We start from the raw sequence: 21403 nt of genomic DNA, 5'->3' as shown, positions 1-21403 counted from the left end.
ATCACGCCGACGCCGTTCCATTCGGATGCGCTGATCGCCGAATTGCAGGATGCGCTGGTCGAGACCTGGGACGCGCTGGGCATTCCCTATGCTGCCTCCGGCCGCCCTGCGGTGGCCAAAAGCGACCGGATTATTCCACTGCTGGTGCCGAAGTCAGGCGGCTGAAGCCGCCTTTCTCACAGCGTCTTCATCCATTTCGCCAGGCGATGCGCCGCTTCCTCGAGTTGATCGAGGCGGCGGTGGAAGCATAGTCTGAGGAAGGCTTCGCCGCCGGGGCCGAAGGCGGTGCCGGGCGCCAGGCCGACATTGGCCTTGTCGACGATATCGAAGGCGGCGGTGCGCGAATCGGTGATGCCGTCGACGGTGAAGAACAGATAGAAGGCGCCCTGCGGCACGGTGAACCGCGCGCGGCCGGTGGCGCCGAGAATGCCGCAGACCAAGTCGCGCGCCTTCCGTGCCCGCTCCACCTGTTCGGCAACGAAGGCATCGCCCTCGTCAAGCGCGGCCACCGCGCCGCGCTGCATGAACTGGGCGACACCCGAATTCGAATACTGGATCAGGTTCTCGAATACCTGCTGCAAGCTCGGATGCGTCTTGATCCAGCCGACGCGCCAGCCGGTCATCGCCCAATTCTTGGAAAAAGAGTTGACGAACAGGATGCGGTCTTCCGCCGTCGCGATGTCGAGGAAGGATGGCGCGCGGCCATGGCCATAGTGGAACAGCGAATAGATCTCGTCGGCGATGATCCAAAGGTTTTCGGCGCGCGCGAGGTCGAGGATCGCACGTAAGGTCTCGTGATCGGCGGTCCAGCCAGTCGGGTTGGACGGCGTATTGATAAACAGCGCCTTGGTGCGCGGCGTGATCGCCGCCGCGATCTTCTCGACGTCGCAGGACCAACCATTGCCGGAATGGTCAAGTGTAACCGCCACCGGAACGGCTCCCGCAATCGCGGCGGCCGCGTCGAAGTTCGGCCAGGCGGGAGACAGATAGATCACTTCGTCGCCGGCTCCTGCGAGCGCGTCGAGCGCCAGTTGGATGGCATGCATGCCGGATCCCGTGACGATGAATTCTTCCTCGGCGAAGGTCTTGCCGAAATGCCTGGCGTAGTAGCGTGCCAGTGCCTGCCTGAGGTCGGGAATGCCCCTCTGCCAGGTGTAGAATGTCTCGCCGCCGGCCAGCGCCTTGGACGCGGCATCGGTGATGAAGGCCGGCGTCGGCAGATCACCCTCCCCGGCCCAGAGCGGGATTAGACCCTCGCGCAGGCGCCCGTAGTTGACGACGGCGACAATGCCGCTTTCCGGTGCGGCGCGGGCTTCGGCGCGAAAGCTGTCGATCAGGCTCATGGACAAATCCGTTTCCTCTCGGTTTGCAGCTCTTTACCAGATGCGAAAACAGAAAACCCCGGCCGAGAACGACCGGGGTTTTGGTCCAGAACACTCGCCAGAAAACTTATTTTTTGGCGAGAAGATCACGGATCTCGGTCAGCAGCGCGACATCGGCCGGCGGTGGCGCGGCGGCAGGCGCCGGCTTTTCGGCCTCCAGCCGCTTGCGCAGGTTATTCACCGCCTTGACCATAAGGAAGATGATGAAGGCAAGGATCAGGAAGTTCAGCACGACTGTGATGAAGCTGCCATAGGCGAAGACGGCGCCCTCTTTCTTGGCATCGGCCAGCGCGGCCGAATGGACGTTCGAGGACAGCCCGAAGAAGTAATTGTTGAAGTCCAGCCCGCCGAAAATCGCGCCGACGATCGGCATGATGATGTCGTTGACCAATGAATCGACGATCTTGCCGAAGGCCGCGCCGATGATGACGCCAACGGCCAAGTCCATCACATTGCCCTTGGAAATGAATTCCTGGAATTCTTTCAGCATTCGACCCTCCTTGACGGCCGCGCTGCCGCCTTGTCACTGTCCCTTCGGCGCCGACCCTGGCCCACAATAGCAAAAACCCCCGGTTGCAAAACCAGAAAAAAGGCGAAAGCACCGGTTTGCCTTTACGCAGCGTCGTCAACGACATATGCGCCAAAAGCCGCGATGGACTTGGGCCCCAAGCTGTGATTGCGTTTAGCTTAGGCCGGATGGGAGACCGGCTTTAAATCAAGAAATAGAGCATGACGTCGCCCGAAAACCGCTTCCCACTTTTCGGCATCATGCTCCAGGGAGGAAGTGCGGAACCGTGCAAGGCTGGTTCGTCGTCATCATCGCGATCGCCTATGTGACGCTGCTTTTCGTCATCGCCAGCGTCGGCGACCGGCGTTCGGCCACGATCGGGCTGGGCCGGGCGCGACCTTTCATCTATGCGCTCAGCCTCGCCATCTACTGCACCTCCTGGACTTTCTTCGGCTCGGTCGGCCTGTCCTCCGAGCGCGGCCTCGAGTTCCTCGGCATCTACACCGGCCCGGTGCTGGTCTTCGTGTTCGGCTTCCCGCTGCTCAACCGCATGATCAGGCTGGCCAAAAGCGAGAAGATCACCTCGATCGCCGACTTCCTCGGCGCCCGTTACGGCAAGAGCTTCACCGTTGCGGCGATCGCGACGCTGATCGCCACCATCGGCGCGGTGCCCTACATCGCGCTGCAGCTCAAGGCGATCTCCGGCTCCGTCAGCCTGATGATCGAGCACTATACCGGCTCGCCACCCTCTTTCGATCCGTTCGTCAGCGACATCTCGCTGGTGGTGGCGATGCTTTTGGCGCTGTTCGCGGTGCTGTTCGGCACCCGTCATGCCGACGCCACGGAACATCAGGACGGGCTGGTTCTGGCGGTGGCGGTCGAGACCGTGGTCAAGCTCGCCGCCTTTCTCGCCATCGGCCTGATGGTGACGTTCCTGATCTTCGGCGGCCCCGGCGACATGTTCGCCAAGCTCGCCGCAAACGGCCAGGTGCGCCAGGCGATGAGCTACAACACCTCTTTGGCCACCTGGCTGGTGCTGACCGGTTTGAGCGGCTTTGCCATCCTGATGCTGCCGCGGCAGTTCTACGTCACCATCGTCGAGAACCGCAGCGAGGCGGAGCTGCGCACCGCGACCTGGGTGTTTCCGCTCTACCTCGTGGCGATCAACCTCTTCGTGCTGCCGATCGCCTTTGCCGGCCTGTCGCTGGTCGGCGCCAAGACCAGCAGCGACCTCTATGTGTTGTCGCTGCCGCTGCTCAGCGGCCATGATCTGCTGGCGATGGCCGCCTTCGTCGGCGGCCTGTCGGCGGCGACCGCGATGGTGATCGTCGAAAGCGTCGCGCTGTCGATCATGATCTCCAACGATCTCATCATCCCGCTGTTCGTGCGCCGCGTGCTCAAGACCAGTACTTCGGAGAACGAGGACTGGTCGACGCTGATCCTCAATGTGCGCCGCGCCTCGATCTTCATCATGCTGTTCATCGCGTTCCTCTACTACCGCGAGAGCACCAACAGCGCGCGGCTGTCCTCGATCGGGCTGATGTCGTTTGCCGCGATCGCGCAATTCGCGCCGGCGCTGATCGGCGGCCTGATCTGGCGCCGCGCCAATGGCCGGGGCGCCGCGCTCGGCATGGTCGCCGGCATCGCCGTCTGGGGCTACACGCTTTTGCTCCCTTCGCTCGCCGGTCCCGACTCCGACGTCGTCGTCCACGGCCTGTTCGGCTTCGAGGCGCTGAGGCCGCAGGCGCTGTTCGGCACCGTCGGCGAACCGCTCAACCACGGCGTGCTATGGAGCCTCTCGGTCAACGCGCTGTTTTTCGTCCTCGGCTCCCTCTCCCGCGCGTCAGTGCCGCTGGAGCGCATCCAGGCGGCGATCTTCGTGCCGCGCGAGGCGAGCCCGATGCCAAGCCTGCGGCGCTTCCGCACCGCCGTCACCGTCAACGACCTGAAGGATACGATCTCGCGCTATCTCGGCGTCGAGCGCACGGAGCGCTCCTTCCAGTCCTTCGAGAAGAACGCCAACGTCTCGCTGCACGGCAAGGAGCAGGCGAGCATGGATGTCATCCGCTTCTCGGAGCAATTGCTGGCGAGCGCCGTCGGTTCGTCCTCTGCGCGGCTGATCCTGTCACTGCTCTTCCGCCGCAACGACCGCGATTCCAAAGACGCCTTCAAGCTGCTCGATGACGCCACCGAGGCGCTGCAGCACAATCGCGATCTCCTGCAGATCGCGCTCGACCAGATGGAGCAGGGCATCACCGTCTTCGACCGTGACTTCCGCCTGATCTGCTGGAACCGGCAATACCGGCTGCTGTTCGACCTGCCGGACGAGATGGGCCAGGTCGGCGTTTCGCTCGACCGGATCCTGCGCCATCTCGCCGAGCGCGGCGATGTCCCCGCCGACCAGCGCGTGACGATGCTCAACCGTCTGACCAGTTTCACCGGCCCATGGCAAATGGAATTGAAGACCAGCGGCCGCATCCTGGAGCTGCGCTCCAATCCGATGCCCGACGGCGGCATCGTCGCCACCTATGCCGATATTTCCGGCCGCGTCGAACAGGACCTGGCGCTGAAACGGGCCAATGAATCGCTTGAGCAGCGGGTCAAGACCCGCACCATCGAGCTCACCCGCGTCAATGAGGAGCTGGCGCAGGCGCAGATGCTGGCCGAGGAAGCCAACCTCGGCAAGACGCGCTTCCTTGCCGCCGCCGGCCACGATATCCTGCAGCCGCTGAACGCCGCCCGGCTCTATTGCTCGTCGCTGATCGAGAAGGCCGGCAAGGGGCCGGCCGGCAAGGCGGCCGTCAACATCGAATCCTCGCTGGAATCGGTCGAGACCATCCTCGGCGCGGTGCTCGATATCTCGCGGCTCGACGCCGGCGCCATGAAGCCCGAGGACGCTGCCTTCAACCTCGGCGGGCTGCTCGGCCAGATCGGCAATGATTTTCGCCCGCTTGCGGCCGAAAAGAAGCTCGAACTCAAGATCATGCCGTCCTCGCTCGGCGTCATGAGCGACCGCAACCTGTTGCGCCGGCTGATCCAGAACCTCGTCTCCAACGCCATCAAATACACCCGCGAGGGCCGCATCCTGGTGGGCGTCAGGCGGCGCGGCGAGTTGGCGGAAATCCAGGTGATCGATACCGGCATCGGCATCGCCGGCGACAAGCTCAACACCGTCTTCCACGAGTTCACGCGCCTCGACGAAGGCGCGCGCGAGGCGGAGGGCCTTGGCCTGGGGCTCTCCATTGTCGACCGCATCGCCAGGGTGCTGAGGCTCGAAATCCGCATCTACTCCAACCCGGGCAAGGGCACGCGCTTTTCCGTCATCCTGCCGGTCGCGATGGTCGCGGCGGCGCCGCGTGAAATCGGCAAGGCGCCGAGCCGCTCCGCGTCAACGCTTGCCGGGCTCAATGTGCTCTGCATCGACAATGACACGCGCATCCTCGATGGCATGCGGCTACTGCTCGAAGGCTGGGGCTGCCGTGTCGAGACGGCTTCGGGATCAGGCGATCTCCTGAAGTCCGACGCGCCAAAGCCGGACCTTGTGCTGGCCGACTTTCATCTCGACGGCAGCACCGGGCTCGATGCGATCGCCACGCTGCGCGCCGCCTATGGACAGGACCTGGCCTGCGTGCTGGTCACCGCCGACCGCTCCAGCGAGGTGCGCGCGGCCGCCGGCCTGCTCGATATCCCGGTCGTCAACAAGCCGCTGAAGCCGGCTGTGCTGCGCTCGATGATGGCGCGCGTCAAGCCGCTGGCGCCGGCCGCGGAGTAGCTAAAACCCGGTCTCAGCCGCGATGGCCGAGGCTTTTGAGATAGGCGCAGAACATGTCGGCGAGCGCGTCGGAATAGGCCTCGATCTCGCCGGCCGTTCGCTCTATTTCCGAGAAATCCGCTCCCACGGTGCTCAGCGTCTTTATGATCAACTCGCTGGCCAAGGCGCGGACGGCATCCGAAGCGTCGGGCAGCGTCTCACGCATGAAGGCCTCGACGGTCCGGTTCGCCATCGCCTTTGCCTCCTGCGCCTCGGGCGCGTCGCGATAGAGCGGTGCCGCGTCGTTCAGCGCGCCGCGCACCGCAGCCTCCTCGCATTCCGAGCGGATGAAGGCATGGACCAAGGTTCTTATCCGCTCGAGCGGCGACAATTCGTCGTTTTCGAGAATGCCGCACAAGAGCTCGGTCGTCTGGCGCCATTCGTCGCTCTGCAGGCGGAACAGAAGCGCAGCCTTGTTCGGGAAATACTGGTAGAGCGAGCCGACGCTGACGCCCGCTTTTTCCGCCACGCGCGTGGTGGTGAAACGCTGGGCGCCTTCAACAGCCAAAACCTGAGCAGCCGCCTGCAGAATCGCCGCGACGAGCTCCGTGGCGCGCGCCTGCTTTGGCTGTTTTCGGGTGGAAATTGAAGGGCTTGGGCGTTGGATCATGATCGTGCGCGGAAATGCGAATTGGAAACCTGAAGGATTATTCGTATTTTTCGAAGCAACGCAAGGACACACCTGGAGACACCCCATGAGCACCTTGACCGGAACACCGCTCGCCCCTTTGCTCGCCCGTTTGTTCAAGGAAGCCGATGCAGCCGCCAGCCCGGCGATCGCCCAGTACTCGCGTGTGGAACGGGCGCGCCTCATCAACAGCAAGACCGAATACCGCCAGTTCTACGGCAGCCTGAAGGACCTATGGCTTGCGGTTTCGCCGGAGACCGGCACGCTGCTCTACATGCTGGCGCGCAGCACCGGCGCGCGCATCATCGTCGAATTCGGCACCTCGTTCGGCATCTCGACGCTCTATCTCGCCGCGGCGCTGCGCGACAATGGCGGCGGCCGGCTGATCACCACGGAATTCGAGCCGTCGAAAGTGGTGCGGGCCAAATCCAATCTAACGGAAGGCGGACTCATCGATCTGGTGGAGATCCGCGAGGGCGACGCGCTGGAAACGCTCAGCACGGACCTGCCTGAGCGAATAGACCTCCTGCTGCTCGACGGCGCCAAGGCGCTCTATCCGGAGATATTGAGCCTGGTCGAGAGCCGGCTCAGGCCCGGCGCGCTGGTCGTCGCCGACAACGCCGATTTCTCGCCGGACCATCTGGAACGGGTGCGTTCGCCGGCGGGCGGCTACATGTCGACGCCGTTCGGCGACGACGTGGAGCTGTCGATGCGGCTCGGCTAGCACCCCAAACAGTATGATCATGCTGCTCTTCGGGCGGCCGTAGGCGTTTACGTCAACCAACGCGCAATCCGGGCCTCAAGGCCTTTGACGCGTAGGTGACATCATGACCATTTTCCCATCGTCCTGGCGCGGGCTGCCGCGGCCGGCCCTGCTCGGCCTCTTCCTGTTCTTCTGCGCCGGTTTCGCCGACGGCGCGCTGGTGCCTTTCTTTCCGCTCTGGGCGAGCGGCGAGGCGAACATCCCGATCGGCGCGATCGGCCTGTTGTTTGCCTGCTATGCCGGTGGCGAATTGATCGCCGCGCCGCTGATCGGCGGCATCGCCGACCGGATCGGCCGTCGGCCGGTGCTGATCCTGTCCTCGCTCGGCGTCGGCTGCGGCTTCATCGCGCTGTTCTTCGTCCATGGCGTCGTCGCCACTGCGGCCGTGCTGCTTTTGACCGGCATATGCGAGTCGGTGCTTCACCCGACCATCCTCACCGCAATCGCCGATGTGACCGAGCCGTCGGCGCATCCGCGCTGGTTCGGCATGGCGCGGGTAAGCTCGAGCGCCGGCCAGGTCCTCGGACCGGCCTGCGGCGCGCTGCTGGCCCTCGTTTCGCTCAGCGGCGTGTTTCTCGCCGCCGGCGGCATGCTGGTGCTTGGCGGTGTCGTCATGCTCGTTGCATTTGCCGAGACGGGTGGGCATGCCGCAGGACACCCCGACGAGGTGGAAGAAGAGGAAGGCCTGTCGGCGCTGCTGCCGGCCTTCCGCGACGGCCGCCTGGCAAAGCTGCTCGCCTGGGTCGTGCTGTTCGAAATCTCCGGCAACTGGATCGAGGCCGTGATCCCGCTCTATGCGCAGGATGCCGGCACGCTTACCCCATCCGGCGTCGGCGCGCTGTTTGCCTATGCGGCCGCCTTGACGGTCGGGCTGCAGATGCTGGTCAGCCGGTTTGCCGAAGTGCGATCAGCGCTCTGGCTGACGGTTGGCGCCGGGATATCGACCATCGCCGCCTTCGCGCTGCTGGCGACCTCGCCGGCGATGATCTCGTTGATCGCCGCCGTCAGCCTCTGCGCGGTGGCGCAGATGCTGGTCGGACCGCTGGTGCCGACCGCCGTCAATGCGCTTGCGCCTGCTTCGCGGCGCGCCTCTTACATGGCGGCTTCGTCGGTGGCGGTTGACCTCAAGGATTCGCTCGGACCGTCGATCGGCACCGCGCTCTACGCGCTGGCGCCGCGCTTGCCCTGGATCGCCGGCATTCCGCTGGTGGCGATCGCTTCGCTCGGCCTTGGCGCGGCTATCGGGCGAGCTCGGACCATCTCAAGTCCATCCGAGGAAGATGCTGCTTCGCCGGTAGGCTCCATGGTCGAAAACTATCGCTGAGCTGCCGCTTCAGCGTCATAACTGGTGCCGCATGGGCCGGCAGCCTCAGATAGGATTGCCGGCCATCCGCGAATTGCGGAAGCGAGGCCGCGCGACGTTGGCAGCCGGCGGCGGACGATGCTCGCGAAACGCCATGGCAAGCGTGCGCAGCGCCTCGCGCGATTGGGGATCGGAGAGTGTGGAAAGCAGCACGATCTGCGACGGCGGCAATGGCGGCAGGCCGAATTTGCGGCTGACCTCAATGGTGCCGGGCGGCGCCAGCCGGCAGGAAAAGACCGACGCGGCAAGACCGGCCGAAACGGCCTCGGCAACGGCAAAGGAGCCGCAGCCGAGGAACACTTCCGCCCATGGTATGCCGACGGCATCGAGCGCACCGGTGGCAATGTTGCGGATGCCGCAGGACGGCGAGGAGGCGGCCAGCCGCAGCGGCTCGTCGGCGCGGTAGACGAAGTCGGGCGCGGCGTACCAGCCATAATGGTCCGGCGCCAGCACCTCGCCGTCGCGGCGGTCGTCCTCACGGCGGATGATTGCGGCATCGAGATCGCCGCGATCGAAGGCGTCGAGCAGATCGCGCGAATCGTCGAGCCGCATTTCGATGGTGAGCGCCGGGTCATGCGCACTGAGCCGCGCCAGCAAGGTCGGCACTTCGGCGCCGCCGACATGGGTGGCGATGCCGAGCCGAAAACGGCGGCGAACAGCCGTGAGACTACCGACCGCCCGGTCATGCGCGGCAAGCAGCTCGCGCGCCGGCTCCAGGAACACCGCGCCGCGCGCCGAAAGCCGCACCAGCCGCGGCGTCCGCTCGATCAGTTTTTCGCCGATCCTCTCCTCCAGCCGCTTCAACTTGACGCTGATCGCGCCCTGCGTGCGCCAAGCGCCTCGGCGGCGCGCGTGAAACTACGCAACTCCGCAACCGCGACGAAGGCTTTCACCGCATCTACGTCCAGCGTCATGTCAGCTATCTTGTTTTGTTGTCACTAAAATATCCAACCTTGCAATTCTAAAATGATCAAGCCTCCTCTAACTTGAGCAGAGCGCGCAGCGGCGACGCCATCGGTTTCGCCCCGCGCAAGAGATTCGAAAGGCTTGATCATGACCACTGTCCTCACTCGCCGAGGCATCGTCGTCCTGTTTGCCGCATGTCTTGCCTGCCTGATGTTCGGGCTGGAGATATCGAGCGTCCCGACCATCCTGCCGACGCTGGAACAGGTGCTCGACGCGGACTTCAAGCAACTGCAATGGGTGATGAACACCTATACGATCGCCGTCACCACCGTGCTGATGGCGGTCGGCACCATTGCCGATCGTTATGGGCGCAAGCGCGTCTTCCTGGTCTCTATCGCCGCCTTCGGCCTCGCCTCGCTGATCTGCGGCCTCGCGGGGAACGTCTCGATGCTGATCGTGGCGCGGTTTCTCCAGGGTCTGAGCGGCGGCGCCATGCTGATCTGCCAGTTGGCCGTGCTGTCGCATGAATTCCAGGAAGGGCGCGAGCGCGCCGTCGCCTGGGGCTGGTGGGGCGTTATCTTCGGCATCGGCCTCGGCTTCGGTCCGATCATCGGCGGCGGCATCGTCGCCGCGTCGAGCTGGCAGTGGGTGTTCCTCATCCATGTGGCGGTTGCCATTATCGCCTTCGTGCTTGCGCTCATCGGCGTCCATGAATCGAAGGATCCGCATGCGAGCAAGCTGGACCTCGCCGGCATCCTGACGCTGTCGCCTTGCGTCTTCTGCCTCGTCTTCTACATCACGCAGGGACCGGAGCTTGGCTTCGCCAGCCCGGCCGCCCTGGCGATCCTCGGCCTGTCGGTCGCGAGCTTCGTCGCGTTCCTCATTGCCGAAAGGATCAGCAAGCGGCCGATGTTCGACTTTTCGGTGTTCCGCATCCCCCCGTTTTCCGGCGCGATCGTCGGCTCGGCGGCGATGAACCTCAGCTACTGGCCGTTCATGATCTATCTGCCGATCTGGTTCCATGCCGGGCTCGGCCTGGACAGCTTCTTCACCGGCCTTGCCTTGCTTGCCTACACGCTGCCGACGCTGGTCATGCCGCCTTTGGCCGAGCGGGCGTCCCTGCGCTACCGGCCCGGCATCATCATCCCGGCGGGGCTTGCGACCATCGGCATCGGCTTCCTGCTGATGAGGTGGGGCAGCGCCGCGGCCCATGTCGGCTGGCTGACCATGCTGCCCGGCTGTCTGATCGCCGGCGCCGGCCTCGGCATCACCAACACGCCCGTGACCAACACCACCACCGGCTCGGTGTCGCGGGACCGCGCCGGCATGGCGTCCGGCATAGACATGAGCGCGCGCATGATCTCGCTTGCCGTGAACATCGCGGTGATGGGTTTTATCCTGGCGAGCGGCGTGCTCTCGCATCTCAGGGCCGCATTGCCCGATCTCGATGGTACAAGGCTCTACCGGTTCGCCGAAGCGATCTCGGCCGGCAATCCGGTGCCCGGGCTGCCGGACAACGTCACACACGACGCGCTGGCAAACGGCTTCGGCTGGGTGATGCTCTATGGCGGCATCGGCGTCTGGATCATGGCGGCGGTCGGCTTTGCGATCTTCAAGGCACCACCGGTGCGGCAGGCGGCGGCTCAGAGCTCCGATTGAGCGGACCGATCAGCCCACCGGCTGCAGCGGATCGCCGCCGATCTTGGACAGCTGGATGACGGCCTGGGTGCGGCTGTCGACGCCGAGCTTTTGCAGGACAGCCGAGACATGCGCCTTGATGGTCGCCTCGGAGACGCCAAGCTCATAGGCGATCTGCTTGTTGAGCAGGCCTTCGGCCAGCATGCCGAGCACCCGGGTCTGCTGCGGCGTCAGTGCCTGCAGACGCTTGATCAGGTCGGAAATCTCAGGATCGCGCTCGACACCGAGCTCGATGCCTGAAGGCGCCGCAATATCGCCGGCAAGCACCGCCCGCACGGCGCCGCGTATCTCCTCCATGCTCGCCGATTTGGAGATGAAGCCGGAAGCGCCGAGATCGAGGGCGCGGCGGATGGTGATGGGATCGTCATGCGCCGACACCACCACCAGCGGCACCGCCGGATGGATACCGCGCAGCGAGATCAGCCCGGAGAGGCCACTGGCGCCCGGCATCGACAGGTCGAGCAGCACCATGTCGATGTCCTCGTTGGCAAGCACCAGCGCCTTGGCGCTTTCGAAATCGCCGGCCTCGTGGATGGCGGCAACGTCGCCGACGCCGGCCAGCGCTTCCTTCAGCGCGCCGCGGAAAAGCGGATGGTCGTCGGCAATGACGAAAGTGTGGCCCGACGGCAAATATTCCTCCCCCCGATCCCATCATCATTTTCTGCTTCTTGCGGGGACCGGAATGATTATGCGGCGGCGCGGCGCGTTTTCAAGCGGCAAAGGCCGCGCGCGGGGTTTTCCCCAGGGCGGCTCAGCCGCCCCGATGCTCAGGTCTTCTGGTTCAACTTGTCGCCGCCGTCGCCGTCTTCCTTGTCCATGTCCTTGACGATGTCCTTGAAGGTGCGGAAGAAGCGTTCCATGTAGCCCATCGTCCTGTTGAAATCCTCTTCGCTCGGCAATTGCGATTCGAGCCGGGCTGAGAGCGAGTTCTCAAGCTTGGCGACACGCGCGTCGAGCGCCTTGACCGAATTGTCCAGCCGGTCGATCTCGTCCTGGTAGGCGGCACGCTCGTCCGCCGCCATCTTGCAGACGAGCTGGCCGGAGCGTTCTTCGCAGATCGACATGGCGCCGGTCCTTGTGTCCATGCGGACGTAGCCGGTGGCGGACTTCTCCAAGCGATAGTGGTCGGTCTCCTCGGAATAGGCGGAAGCGGCAACCAGCGAGCACAGTGCCGCCGGGATCAGGATGTGCTGAAGACGCATGTTGTCCTCCATGAGCCGGTGAAGGCGAGCTACCATAGGTTTGCGCCGGAAATGGGGAAGAGTCGAGCTTCAAGCCTTCCCCGCGCCTTCGGTTCGGACTATAGCGCGGCAATGTCTCAGATTATCTACAAGATCGCGCCCGAGGCGCTTTGGCGCGAAGCCGAGAAGAACGGATGCTTCACCGGCGCGCCGATCGACATGGCCGACGGTTTCATCCATTTCTCGACCGCTGCACAGGCGCGCGAGACGGCTGCCAAGCATTTCGCCGGGCAGACTGACCTGCTGCTGGTCGCGGTCGACAGCAATAAGCTCGGCGACGCGCTGAAATACGAGGTATCGCGCGGCGGCGCCTTGTTCCCGCATCTCTATGCGCCGCTCGCTCTCGACGCCGTTCTCTGGGTGAAGCCGCTGCCACTCGGCGCCGACGGCCACGAATTCCCGGCACTGGAGGGCGAATGAGCGTGCTCGACCGGATCGGCCAGAAACTGCTTTTCTCCTTCGATCCGGAAACCGCGCATGGCATGTCGATCGCCGCGCTACGCTGCGGCCTGGCGCTTGGCGCGCCGCGCGCCACGCGGCTGCCGACGCATGACGCGCGGCTGAAGGTCAGCCTTTGCGGCCTCGATTTCCCGAACCCGCTCGGCATGGCCGCCGGCTACGACAAGAACGCCGAAGTGCCGGACGCGCTGCTTGGGCTTGGCTTCGGCTTCGCCGAGGTCGGCACCATCACGCCGCTGCCGCAATCGGGCAATCCGAAGCCGCGCATCTTCCGGCTGACGGCGGACGAAGCGGTGATCAACCGGCTGGGTTTCAACAACGATGGTCATGCCGCCGCCGAAAAACGCCTTGCCGCACGCAAGGGGCGGCAGGGCATCGTCGGCGTCAACATCGGCGCCAACAAGGACAGCGCCGACCGCATCGCCGACTATGAGCGCGGCGTCACCCGCTTCGCGCCTTACGCGAGTTACCTGACGGTCAACATCTCCTCGCCCAACACGCCGGGGCTGCGCAACATGCAGGCGCGCGAGCAGCTCGGCGAACTGCTGTCTCGGGTGATGGCCGCGCGTGCCGCAGCCACTGCGCAACGGCCCATATTCCTCAAGATCGCGCCGGATCTCGTCGAAGCGGAGCTGGAGGATATCGCCGCCGAGGTGAGCGAGAAGAAGATCGACGGCGTCATCGTCTCCAACACGACGCTGGGGCGGACGGGATTGCGGAGCCGCGGCGTGGCGAATGAAACCGGCGGTCTCTCGGGAAAACCATTGTTCGAGCGTTCGACCGCGGTTCTGGCCCGGATGCGCAAACTGCTTGGCCCGCAGACGGCAATCATCGGCGTCGGCGGCGTTGACTCCGTTGACACAGCGCTGGAGAAGATCCGCGCCGGGGCTGACCTCGTCCAGCTCTACACCGGCATGATCTATGCCGGGCCGGCGCTGCCCGGGCGCATCATTGCCGGCATGGCGCGGTTTGTGGAGAAGGAGCGCCTCAAATCCATCGGAGAGCTGCGCGATAGCGGCTGCGCAAGCTGGTCCGAACGACTCTGACCGAGTACCCACGGAATCAGGAGGACAGATAGTGGCCGAGGTTCTGAACTCCGTCGTGGACGCAATCGGTGGAACACCATTGGTCCGGCTCGACAGGCTGACGGCGCAGGCGGGCGTCGACGGCGCAATCCTCGCCAAGCTGGAATATCTCAATCCGGGCTTTTCCAAGAAGGACCGTGCAGCGCTTGGAATAATCGAGGAGGCCGAAAGATCCGGCGCCATCAAACCGGGACAAACGGTGGTCGAGCTTACCTCGGGAAATATGGGCACGGGGCTCGCCATCATCTGCGCCGTCAGGGGTTACCCCTTCGTCGCGGTGATGTCGAAGGGCAACTCTGAAGAGCGCGCACGAATGATGACGGCGCTGGGCGCGGAAGTAATTCTCGTGGACCAGCTGCCGGGCTCGGTGCCGGGGCAGGTCTCGGGTGGCGATCTGGCGCTTGTCGAGCAAGCCGCCAGGGCGGTGGCGACGGAACGGGGCGCGTACCGTGCCGACCAGTTCCATCGCGACGGGAACTGGCTTGCGCACTATCACGGGACCGGGCCGGAAATCTGGGACGCCAGCCACGGCGCCGTCGACGCATTCGTCGACTTCATCGGCTCGGGCGGCACATATGCCGGGGTAGCGAGGGCGCTCAAGGAACGCAATCCTCTGATCAAGTGCTTCATCGTCGAGCCCAGGGGCGCCGCAGCGGCGGCGGGAGAGACGGTCACCCAACCCGAACACCCCATTCAAGGCGGCGGCTATGCCATGCCGGACCTGGCATTCCTGAACAACGCGCCCGTCGATGGTTATCTTCAAGTTTCTGGCGACGAAGCACGCGAGGCCACGCGCCTGCTGGCACGCAGCGAAGGTATCTTCGGCGGCTTCTCCTCCGGAGCAAATGTGGCCGCCGCGCTGCGTCTCCTCAAGGGCGATCAATCAGGCAAGACGATCGCTGTCGTGATTTGCGATTCCGGGCTGAAGTACCTCTCGACCGATCTCTGGAGCTGAGAACCGCCTCAGACGCACAGCCCTAAAATGCCGTGCGTACCCTGAGCCTGAGCACCGCCAGCAAGCTCAGCCCCCGCACCAGCAGGAAGACATGCAGCGATGCCCACAGGCCGTTGTTGCCGAAGGCCGGCGCCAGGGTGATGAGCGCGGCGCTGAAGATGAGGAACGACAACAGCATCATGTTACGCATGTCGCGCGACCAGGTGGCGCCGATGAAGACGCCGTCCATCTGGAAGGCGAGTACGCCGCTGAGCGCGGTGAAGGCCGCCCAGGGAAGATAGGTGTCAGCGACCGCGCGAACGTCCATGGAGGTTGTGACCAGCGCGACCAGGTTCTGGCCAGCAGTCAGCAACAGAATGCTGGCGACGGCGGCGAGGGCAAAACCCCAGATCAGCGTCAGCCGGACCGCCTGCCGGAACGGGGCGGGCGCATGCGCGCCGATGGCGCGGCCGGCAAGTTGTTCGGCGGCGGTGGCAAAACCATCGAGGAAATAGCCCGCGATCAGGAAGAAATTCATCAGCACGGCATTGGCGGCAAGCGTCACCGTGCCGAACTGCGCGCCCTGGCGCGTGAACAACGCGAAAGCGGCAAGCAGCGAGAAGGAGCGGATCATGATGTCGCGGTTGAGCGACAGCATGCGCCGGTAGGCCGGCAGGTCGAGGATGCGGCGACGCGACGGCCGTTCCAGCTTGCGGAAGCGGCTGAGCACGATGGCAAGCCCAAGCAGCATGGCCAGGAATTCGCCGGTGACGGTCGCCCAGGCGACGCCGGCGACGCCCCAGCCGAGCTTGAGCCCGAGCAGGAAGCAGAGCGCAATGTTGATGCCGTTGAGCACCGCTTGCAGCATCAGGCCGAGCCCGCCTTCGCCGCGTCCCAGCACGTAGCCCAGTATGGCGTAGTTGATCAGCGAGAAGGGCGCGGCGAGCAGCCTGATGCGGATATAGATAGACATCGCTGCGCTAACGCGCGGCTCGGCGCCCATGAACCATTGGCCGGCCACGGCAAAGAGCGGCGACAGGGCGGCAAGTATGACGCCCGCGACGACCGCGATCAGCACGGCGCGCCACAGCACCGCCTGCTCTTCCAGCGCATCGCCGCGCCCGAAGGCCTGGGCGACGAGGCCGGTGGTGCCGGAACGCAGGAAATTAAAGGTGGTGAAGACGACGTCGAACACCAGCGATCCCGCCGCCAGGCCGCCGAGCAGGGCCGCGTCGCCGAACTGGCCGACCACCGCCGTGTCGACGATGCCGAGCAGCGGCGTCGTCAGATAGGCAAGCGTCATCGGCACGGCAATCGCCAACACCGAGCGGTTGGTGACGGCGAAGGACCTGGCGTTGACTTGTGTTACGTCCAAGGGGGTCGCATCCAAGGGGATTGCTGCCTGGCTGATTGCGGCTTGATCGAGGACCCGATGTGCCCCAGTTTGCCGGCGTCACGCAACCACCATCCGCCGAACTGCCAACCGAATCTTCTGCTGGTCTTACGCAATCCGGACGGAAAACCGTTTCACACTTTTCCTGGAATTGCTCCAGGCTGGCGCACCGCCCGATCCATGCCGCTGCAAATCGTCCACCATCCCGACTATGATGCCGGCTTCGCCGTCAACCATCGCTTCCCGATGAGCAAATATCCGCTGCTGATGGCGGCCTTGCGGTTACGCGGGCTGGCTGTGCCCGGCGCGCTTTCGATGCCGCAGCCGGCACCGGCGGCCTCGCTGAAGCTTGCCCATGCGGCAGACTATGTCGACCAGGTGATCGCTTGCCGGGTGCCGGAAAGAATAGAGCGCGAGATCGGCTTTCCGGTCGGCCCGCGCGTGTCGCTGAGGGCGCAGCTCGCCACCGCCGGGACCGTGCTGGCGGCCAGGTTGGCTCTGAAGCACGGCATTGCCTGCAACGCCGCCGGCGGCAGCCACCATGCACGGCGCGCGCAAGGCGCCGGCTTCTGCACCTTCAACGATGTCGCCGTCGCCTCGCTGGCGCTGCTGGCCGAAGGCGCTGTCGAAAACGTGCTGGTCGTCGATCTCGATGTGCATCAGGGCGACGGCACGGCCGACATATTGAAGGACGAACCCCGCGCCTTCACCTTTTCCATGCATGGCGAGCGCAATTACCCGGTGCGCAAGATCGCCTCCGACCTCGACGTCGCCTTGCCGGACGGTACCGGCGACGACGCCTATCTCGAGCGGCTTGCCGCCATCCTGCCGGACCTATCCGGGCAAAGGCGCTGGGACATCGTCTTCTACAATGCGGGCGTGGATGCCCACGTCGAGGACAGGCTTGGCCGGCTGGCGCTGACGGATGACGGCTTGCGGGTCCGCGAAGACCTGGTCATCGGCCATTTCCGCAACCATGGCGTAGCGCTGTGCGGCGTCATCGGCGGCGGCTACTCGAGCGACGTGCCGGCGCTGGCCGCACGCCACGCCATATTGTTCGAGGTCGCCGCCCGATATGCGTGATGCAGTCGCGGGCTATTTCCTGTAACTGGCGATCCGAAGCAGGATGAACACCGGCACGACGATCGCGGCGCCGAGCAGGATATAGCCCAGGAAGCGATCGATGGCGTGGAAACCCAGATTCCACAAATCGACGAAGAATTGGCGGATGCCATAGAAGACGTCCACCGGCGACCAGCCGAAGGCGTGCATGACGAGGCCGACCAAGAAGGAGACCACGAGCAGCTTCAGGAACACCCTGAGCGGCGTGTCGCCAAGAAAGCGCGTCAGTGCGGACAAGGCCATTCTCCGGTTCGAGCCGCCCGATTCGGCAGCGCGATACAGAAATACGCACTCGATAGTCCGCCATCAAGCCGTGAGACAGTGACGCAGCTTTGCCGATTGCTTGAGGCCGCGCCATCATGGTAACGAGGCTACTGCGCGGGTATGATGTAATGGTAGCCTGTCAGCTTCCCAAGCTGAACGCGCGGGTTCGATTCCCGCTACCCGCTCCAGTCCCCGCAAGGTCCTGGCCCGAGCCGGCTCGCCGCCAGCGGTTGCTTGAGCTTAAGCGGCGCAGCATGCTGGATACCTTGATGGCTCTGCCCGCATAATTCGCCCGTTCCAGCTTCAAAGGGAGTTGTACTGGCTGGTCAAGGTCGGCTATCGACGCACCATGGCGATGTTTAGAGAACTCAGAACAAAAATTGGTTTGAGAAAACCATACCCTGGCAGGTACGTCGCTGTAGGTAGGAAGACCTACGGCGTTGACTTCGGCAACATTTTCCACGCGACTGCAGAGGCGCCTGTTAGCATTGGAAGCTATTGTTCGATCGCTGCTGGCGTACTTTTTGTCGCTGCCGGCGAGCACCCGATGTCTTCGGTGTCCAGCTACCTGTTTCCCGACGCTCACCGATTCGGACCGCCCACGCGGGACACCGCAAAGGGTCCAATCACGGTAGGAAATGACGTGTGGATCGGTTCCCGCGCCATTGTTTTATCCGGTGTGAGGATAGGTGATGGCGCGGTGGTCGGTGCCGGTGCCGTGGTCACAAAGGACGTTCAGCCATACGCCGTGGTCGCCGGCAACCCTGCCAAGCTGATCCGGTATCGGTTTGAGCCGCAAGTAATAGAAGGACTCCTCGCCATCCGCTGGTGGGATTGGGGCGACGATCAAATCGAAGCGGCGATGCCTGATTTCCACGCCTCGGTCTCTGCATTCGTCTCAAAGTACCGGGCTGCTTAACCGATCAATGGCTGATGGGTCTTGCACGATCATGCAAGACCTATCCTTTTGCGTCCTTTTGCGCCTGAACTACAGCGAGAAACCGATCCAGACGCGGCGGCGCCAGCAGCGGACATGACGCCGGCCATAGCGCCAGTAGCGGCGGCAGACCCTTCTCCAGCCACGCCGGCGGCGACGGCGGTAGTACCTGTCGCGGTAGTAGCGACGGCGGCGGTAATAGTACTGAGCCGGCTGCAGCAGATCTTCCTGCTCATCCTCCTCGTAGATGGCCGGATCCGGCTTGTCCAACTCATCGAGAATTCCGTTGCCTCTGGGGACGCCGGCAACCGCCTTGCCAGTTCCGCCGAGGCTTGCAAGCGCTGTCGCCCCCGCAACGCCAAGCATTCCAGCCAGAAACAACCGACGTTCCATCGAGACCTCCCGAGCTGTTGAGCATCGGCAACTCGATCCCTCAACCGAAACACGCTCCAGCGAGCCGCCGATCGTTTTGAACGCGCAAGTAGCGTTCTCGTTCCATTACCCCACTTCGCGCAGGATGAAGTCGTGCAACATTTTCGCGGCGGGCGAGAGCACGCGATTCTTGACCGTGATCAGGCTATAGGGCCTCACTTCGATGTCGAACTCGGTCTGAACCACGTCGATGGCTCCGGCCAGCCCGTCACCGCCTTGAATGAACTTGGCGACCTGGATCGATACCGGCGCGATGGCGTCGGATTGCGCCACCATCACCAGCGTGAGCAGCAGCGACGACGTGTTGAGGATACGGTCGGGCAGCGGGATGTCGCGGTTGAGGAAGTTGCTTTCCATCGCCTGGCGCAGCGGCGAGCCGCCGGACTGGAACACCCAGTCATAAGCCGCTGTGTCTTCGAGCTTGACCATCTTGCCGCTCGCCAGCGGGTGGCCGCGGCGCACGATGAGACAAGCCTTCTCGACGCCGATGACGCGCGATTCGAAGAGCCGCGGATTGAGGTCGTCGGGGATGCGCGCGATGATGAAATCGTGGCGGGACGCAATCAGCTCGCGGGCGAGCACGTTCGAGGTCTCGACCTGCATGGTGATCTCGATGCGCGGATAGATGCGGCGTATCTCGCGGATCGCCGGCACCGCGAGCTCGATCGCCGGCGCCGTCACCGCGCCAAGGAAAACGGAGCCGCCCTTGCCGGCCTTGAGTTCGGAAATCTCGCGGTCGGCCTCCCGCATTTCGAGCAGGATCGAGCGGGCACGCCTGGCGAGCGCCTGGCCATAAGGGGTCAGCGTCACGCCGCGCGGCAGCCGTTCGCACAACTTAACGTCGAGCACCGCCTCCATCTCGGCGATCATGCGCGAAGCGGCCGGCTGGGAGATGTTCATGACCTGTGCGGCGGCGCTCACCCGTCCGTGATCGTCCAGGGCGGCGATCATGCGCATGTGACGGAGGCTCAAGCCGCTGCGCAGCAGCGTCTCGCCGTCCCCCGGCAATTTCTCGTAACTACCTGAAATCGCGTCGGGATCGCGCAATGCCGCCATGATCTTGAGCCTCTCCGCCGAGCTGATACCGGCCCTTTAAGCCATACCAGTTTCGTTATAGCAACCAGCAAAGATCGCATTTGACAGTTATGTCAAAGCGACCCACCCTTCGCGCGTTCCGAGGCGCAACCGTCGGCAACGAGCAAATTCGTATCGATTTAAACTGCGCCGCGGGACCGATTGGGAGGATACCGGAGATCGATAAAGCCGACAGTGGCGCGCCAGCGCACCTGTTCGGTTGCGCGGCCCGCGAAGCCCCGAGGTGTCGCGTCCATCAACCAGGGAGAGTAATGTGAAGATCATCAAGACGCTGGCCGCCGTCGCGGCCCTTGGCATCGCCGCCATGACCTATTCGGCGCATGCCGCCGACAAGGGTCTCATTGGCGTGCTGATGCCGACCAAGACCTCGCAGCGCTGGATCAACGACGGCGACGCCGTCAAGTCCCAGCTCGAAGCGCTCGGCTACACTGTCGACCTGCAATATGCGCAGGACGATATTCCGAACCAGCTCAGCCAGCTGGAAAATGAAATCACCAAGGGCCCGAAGGCGCTGATCATCGCATCGATCGACGGCACCACCATGGCCGATGCGCTGCAGAAGGCCAATGACGCCGGCGTCGTCGTCGTCGCCTATGACCGCCTGATCAAGAAGACGGGCAATGTCGACTACTACACCACCTTCGACAATTTCGGCGTCGGCGTCATCCAGGCGAACTCGCTGGTCAAGGGCCTCAAGGAGCGTTTCCCGAACACCAAGCCGTGGAACGTCGAACTGTTCGGCGGCTCGCCGGACGACAACAACGCCTTCTTCTTCTACAACGGCGCAATGTCGGTCCTGCAGCCGCTGATCGATGACGGCTCGATCAAGATCAAGTCCGGCCAGATGGGCATGGACAAGGTCGGCACGCTGCGCTGGCTCGCCGCCACCGCCCAGGCCCGCATGGACAATCTGCTCTCGGCCAACTACTCGGACGGCAGCCGCGTCGATGGCGTTCTGTCGCCCTATGACGGCCTGTCGCGCGGCATCACCGCTTCGCTGCGCGCCGTCGGTTACGGCACCGACGCACAGCCCTGGCCGATCGTGACCGGTCAGGACGCCGAGACCGCCTCGGTCAAGCTGATCATCTCGGGCGAGCAGTACTCGACCGTGTTCAAGGACACCCGCGAGCTGGCCAAGGCGACCGTCGAGCTGGTCGACAAGGTGCTCTCCGGCGGCAAGCCGGACGGCCTCGACACCAAGACCTACAACAACGACGTCAAGGTCGTGCCCTCGATCCTGTTGACGCCGCATGACGTCGACAAGTCGAACTACCAGAAGCTGGTCGTCGACTCCGGCTACATCAAGGCTGAAGAGCTGAAGTAATCCGGTCTCAAAGAAGGGGTCCTGCGCGACGCAGGGCCCCTTTTCGTTCGCAAGCGGC

The 21403-nt window shown here is 64.2% G+C and carries 19 protein-coding genes, 1 tRNA gene and 2 pseudogenes; 12 read left to right on the top strand and 10 right to left on the bottom strand.

The features are described from left to right. Positions 1–165, top strand: a pseudogene (locus tag AC0L2L_RS32495) (5-aminolevulinate synthase); the annotation flags it as partial. Positions 166–176: 11 nt separating this feature from the next. On the opposite strand, the gene AC0L2L_RS32490 reads toward AC0L2L_RS32495, so the two are convergent. Both AC0L2L_RS32490 and mscL read right to left on the bottom strand, forming a co-directional pair. After that, the gene (locus tag AC0L2L_RS32490) at positions 177–1343 is read right to left on the bottom strand and encodes a pyridoxal phosphate-dependent aminotransferase (RefSeq protein ID WP_473583890.1); all 1167 of its coding nucleotides are present in this window, start codon (positions 1341–1343) and stop codon (positions 177–179) included. 106 nt (positions 1344–1449) lie between these two features. Further along, positions 1450–1872 (bottom strand): large conductance mechanosensitive channel protein MscL, encoded by a 423-nt coding sequence (mscL, locus tag AC0L2L_RS32485; protein WP_027168396.1) that lies wholly within the window; start codon positions 1870–1872, stop codon positions 1450–1452. Between the two features lie 304 nt (positions 1873–2176). Here mscL and AC0L2L_RS32480 point away from each other — a divergent pair, with 304 nt between their 5' ends. Beyond that, entirely contained in the window at positions 2177–5662 is a 3486-nt protein-coding gene (locus AC0L2L_RS32480) for a PAS domain-containing hybrid sensor histidine kinase/response regulator (protein ID WP_473583889.1), read from the top strand. A gap of 13 nt (positions 5663–5675) precedes the next feature. Here the strand turns inward: AC0L2L_RS32480 and AC0L2L_RS32475 are convergent, their stop codons facing one another. Further along, positions 5676–6311 (bottom strand): TetR/AcrR family transcriptional regulator, encoded by a 636-nt coding sequence (locus AC0L2L_RS32475; protein WP_473583888.1) that lies wholly within the window; start codon positions 6309–6311, stop codon positions 5676–5678. A gap of 85 nt (positions 6312–6396) precedes the next feature. Here AC0L2L_RS32475 and AC0L2L_RS32470 point away from each other — a divergent pair, with 85 nt between their 5' ends. Both AC0L2L_RS32470 and AC0L2L_RS32465 read left to right on the top strand, forming a co-directional pair. Next, positions 6397–7053, top strand: a complete 657-nt coding sequence (locus AC0L2L_RS32470; RefSeq protein WP_473583887.1) for an O-methyltransferase — start codon at positions 6397–6399, stop codon at positions 7051–7053. Between the two features lie 103 nt (positions 7054–7156). Further along, a complete protein-coding gene (locus tag AC0L2L_RS32465) occupies positions 7157–8416 on the top strand; it encodes an MDR family MFS transporter (RefSeq protein WP_473583886.1) in 1260 nt (419 codons plus the stop codon). A 45-nt stretch (positions 8417–8461) separates the two neighbouring features. On the opposite strand, the pseudogene AC0L2L_RS32460 reads toward AC0L2L_RS32465, so the two are convergent. Then, positions 8462–9369: pseudogene (locus AC0L2L_RS32460) on the bottom strand (LysR family transcriptional regulator). Positions 9370–9508: 139 nt separating this feature from the next. Here AC0L2L_RS32460 and AC0L2L_RS32455 point away from each other — a divergent pair. Next, entirely contained in the window at positions 9509–11020 is a 1512-nt protein-coding gene (locus AC0L2L_RS32455; protein WP_473583885.1) for an MFS transporter, read from the top strand. Between the two features lie 9 nt (positions 11021–11029). Here the strand turns inward: AC0L2L_RS32455 and AC0L2L_RS32450 are convergent, their stop codons facing one another. Next, positions 11030–11689 (bottom strand): response regulator transcription factor, encoded by a 660-nt coding sequence (locus AC0L2L_RS32450; RefSeq protein ID WP_473583884.1) that lies wholly within the window; start codon positions 11687–11689, stop codon positions 11030–11032. A gap of 137 nt (positions 11690–11826) precedes the next feature. Continuing rightward, the gene (locus tag AC0L2L_RS32445) at positions 11827–12261 is read right to left on the bottom strand and encodes a hypothetical protein (protein WP_473583883.1); all 435 of its coding nucleotides are present in this window, start codon (positions 12259–12261) and stop codon (positions 11827–11829) included. Between the two features lie 111 nt (positions 12262–12372). Between AC0L2L_RS32445 and AC0L2L_RS32440 the strand changes: the two genes are divergently transcribed. From AC0L2L_RS32440 to AC0L2L_RS32430, 3 genes are read left to right on the top strand one after another with little or no spacing between them, the layout of a single operon-like run. After that, entirely contained in the window at positions 12373–12720 is a 348-nt protein-coding gene (locus tag AC0L2L_RS32440; protein ID WP_473583882.1) for a DUF952 domain-containing protein, read from the top strand. Continuing rightward, the gene (locus AC0L2L_RS32435) at positions 12717–13805 is read left to right on the top strand and encodes a quinone-dependent dihydroorotate dehydrogenase (RefSeq protein WP_473583881.1); all 1089 of its coding nucleotides are present in this window, start codon (positions 12717–12719) and stop codon (positions 13803–13805) included. The genes AC0L2L_RS32440 and AC0L2L_RS32435 overlap by 4 nt, the downstream gene beginning before the upstream one ends. Before the next feature lie 31 nt (positions 13806–13836). Next, positions 13837–14799, top strand: a complete 963-nt coding sequence (locus tag AC0L2L_RS32430) for a PLP-dependent cysteine synthase family protein (protein ID WP_473583880.1) — start codon at positions 13837–13839, stop codon at positions 14797–14799. Between the two features lie 22 nt (positions 14800–14821). On the opposite strand, the gene AC0L2L_RS32425 is transcribed toward AC0L2L_RS32430, so the two are convergent. Further along, the gene (locus tag AC0L2L_RS32425) at positions 14822–16153 is read right to left on the bottom strand and encodes an MATE family efflux transporter (protein ID WP_473583879.1); all 1332 of its coding nucleotides are present in this window, start codon (positions 16151–16153) and stop codon (positions 14822–14824) included. A 198-nt stretch (positions 16154–16351) separates the two neighbouring features. On the opposite strand from AC0L2L_RS32425, the gene AC0L2L_RS32420 reads away from it, so the two are divergent. Continuing rightward, a complete protein-coding gene (locus tag AC0L2L_RS32420) occupies positions 16352–17254 on the top strand; it encodes a histone deacetylase family protein (protein WP_473583878.1) in 903 nt (300 codons plus the stop codon). 12 nt (positions 17255–17266) lie between these two features. Here the strand turns inward: AC0L2L_RS32420 and AC0L2L_RS32415 are convergent, their stop codons facing one another. Continuing rightward, on the bottom strand, positions 17267–17536 hold the full coding sequence (locus AC0L2L_RS32415) for a DUF6460 domain-containing protein (protein ID WP_473583877.1): 270 nt from the start codon (positions 17534–17536) through the stop codon (positions 17267–17269). Between the two features lie 135 nt (positions 17537–17671). Here AC0L2L_RS32415 and AC0L2L_RS32410 point away from each other — a divergent pair. Continuing rightward, a tRNA-Gly gene (locus tag AC0L2L_RS32410) sits at positions 17672–17745 on the top strand. Positions 17746–17870: 125 nt separating this feature from the next. Beyond that, complete coding sequence (locus AC0L2L_RS32405; protein ID WP_473583876.1) at positions 17871–18476, top strand: CatB-related O-acetyltransferase; 606 nt, start codon at positions 17871–17873, stop codon at positions 18474–18476. Positions 18477–18545: 69 nt separating this feature from the next. Here AC0L2L_RS32405 and AC0L2L_RS32400 read toward each other — a convergent pair whose 3' ends face one another. Both AC0L2L_RS32400 and AC0L2L_RS32395 read right to left on the bottom strand, forming a co-directional pair. Next, on the bottom strand, positions 18546–18887 hold the full coding sequence (locus tag AC0L2L_RS32400; RefSeq protein ID WP_473583875.1) for a protamine-2 (modular protein): 342 nt from the start codon (positions 18885–18887) through the stop codon (positions 18546–18548). 105 nt (positions 18888–18992) lie between these two features. After that, a complete protein-coding gene (locus AC0L2L_RS32395; RefSeq protein ID WP_027168410.1) occupies positions 18993–19982 on the bottom strand; it encodes a LysR family transcriptional regulator in 990 nt (329 codons plus the stop codon). 292 nt (positions 19983–20274) lie between these two features. Between AC0L2L_RS32395 and chvE the strand changes: the two genes are divergently transcribed. Next, positions 20275–21345, top strand: coding sequence for a multiple monosaccharide ABC transporter substrate-binding protein (gene chvE / locus AC0L2L_RS32390; RefSeq protein WP_027168411.1), 1071 nt, complete (start codon positions 20275–20277; stop codon positions 21343–21345). Positions 21346–21403: the final 58 nt, after the last annotated feature.

This window comes from Mesorhizobium sp. WSM4832 (assembly GCF_055811115.1).
This window is presented reverse-complemented; position numbering and strand designations above follow the sequence as displayed.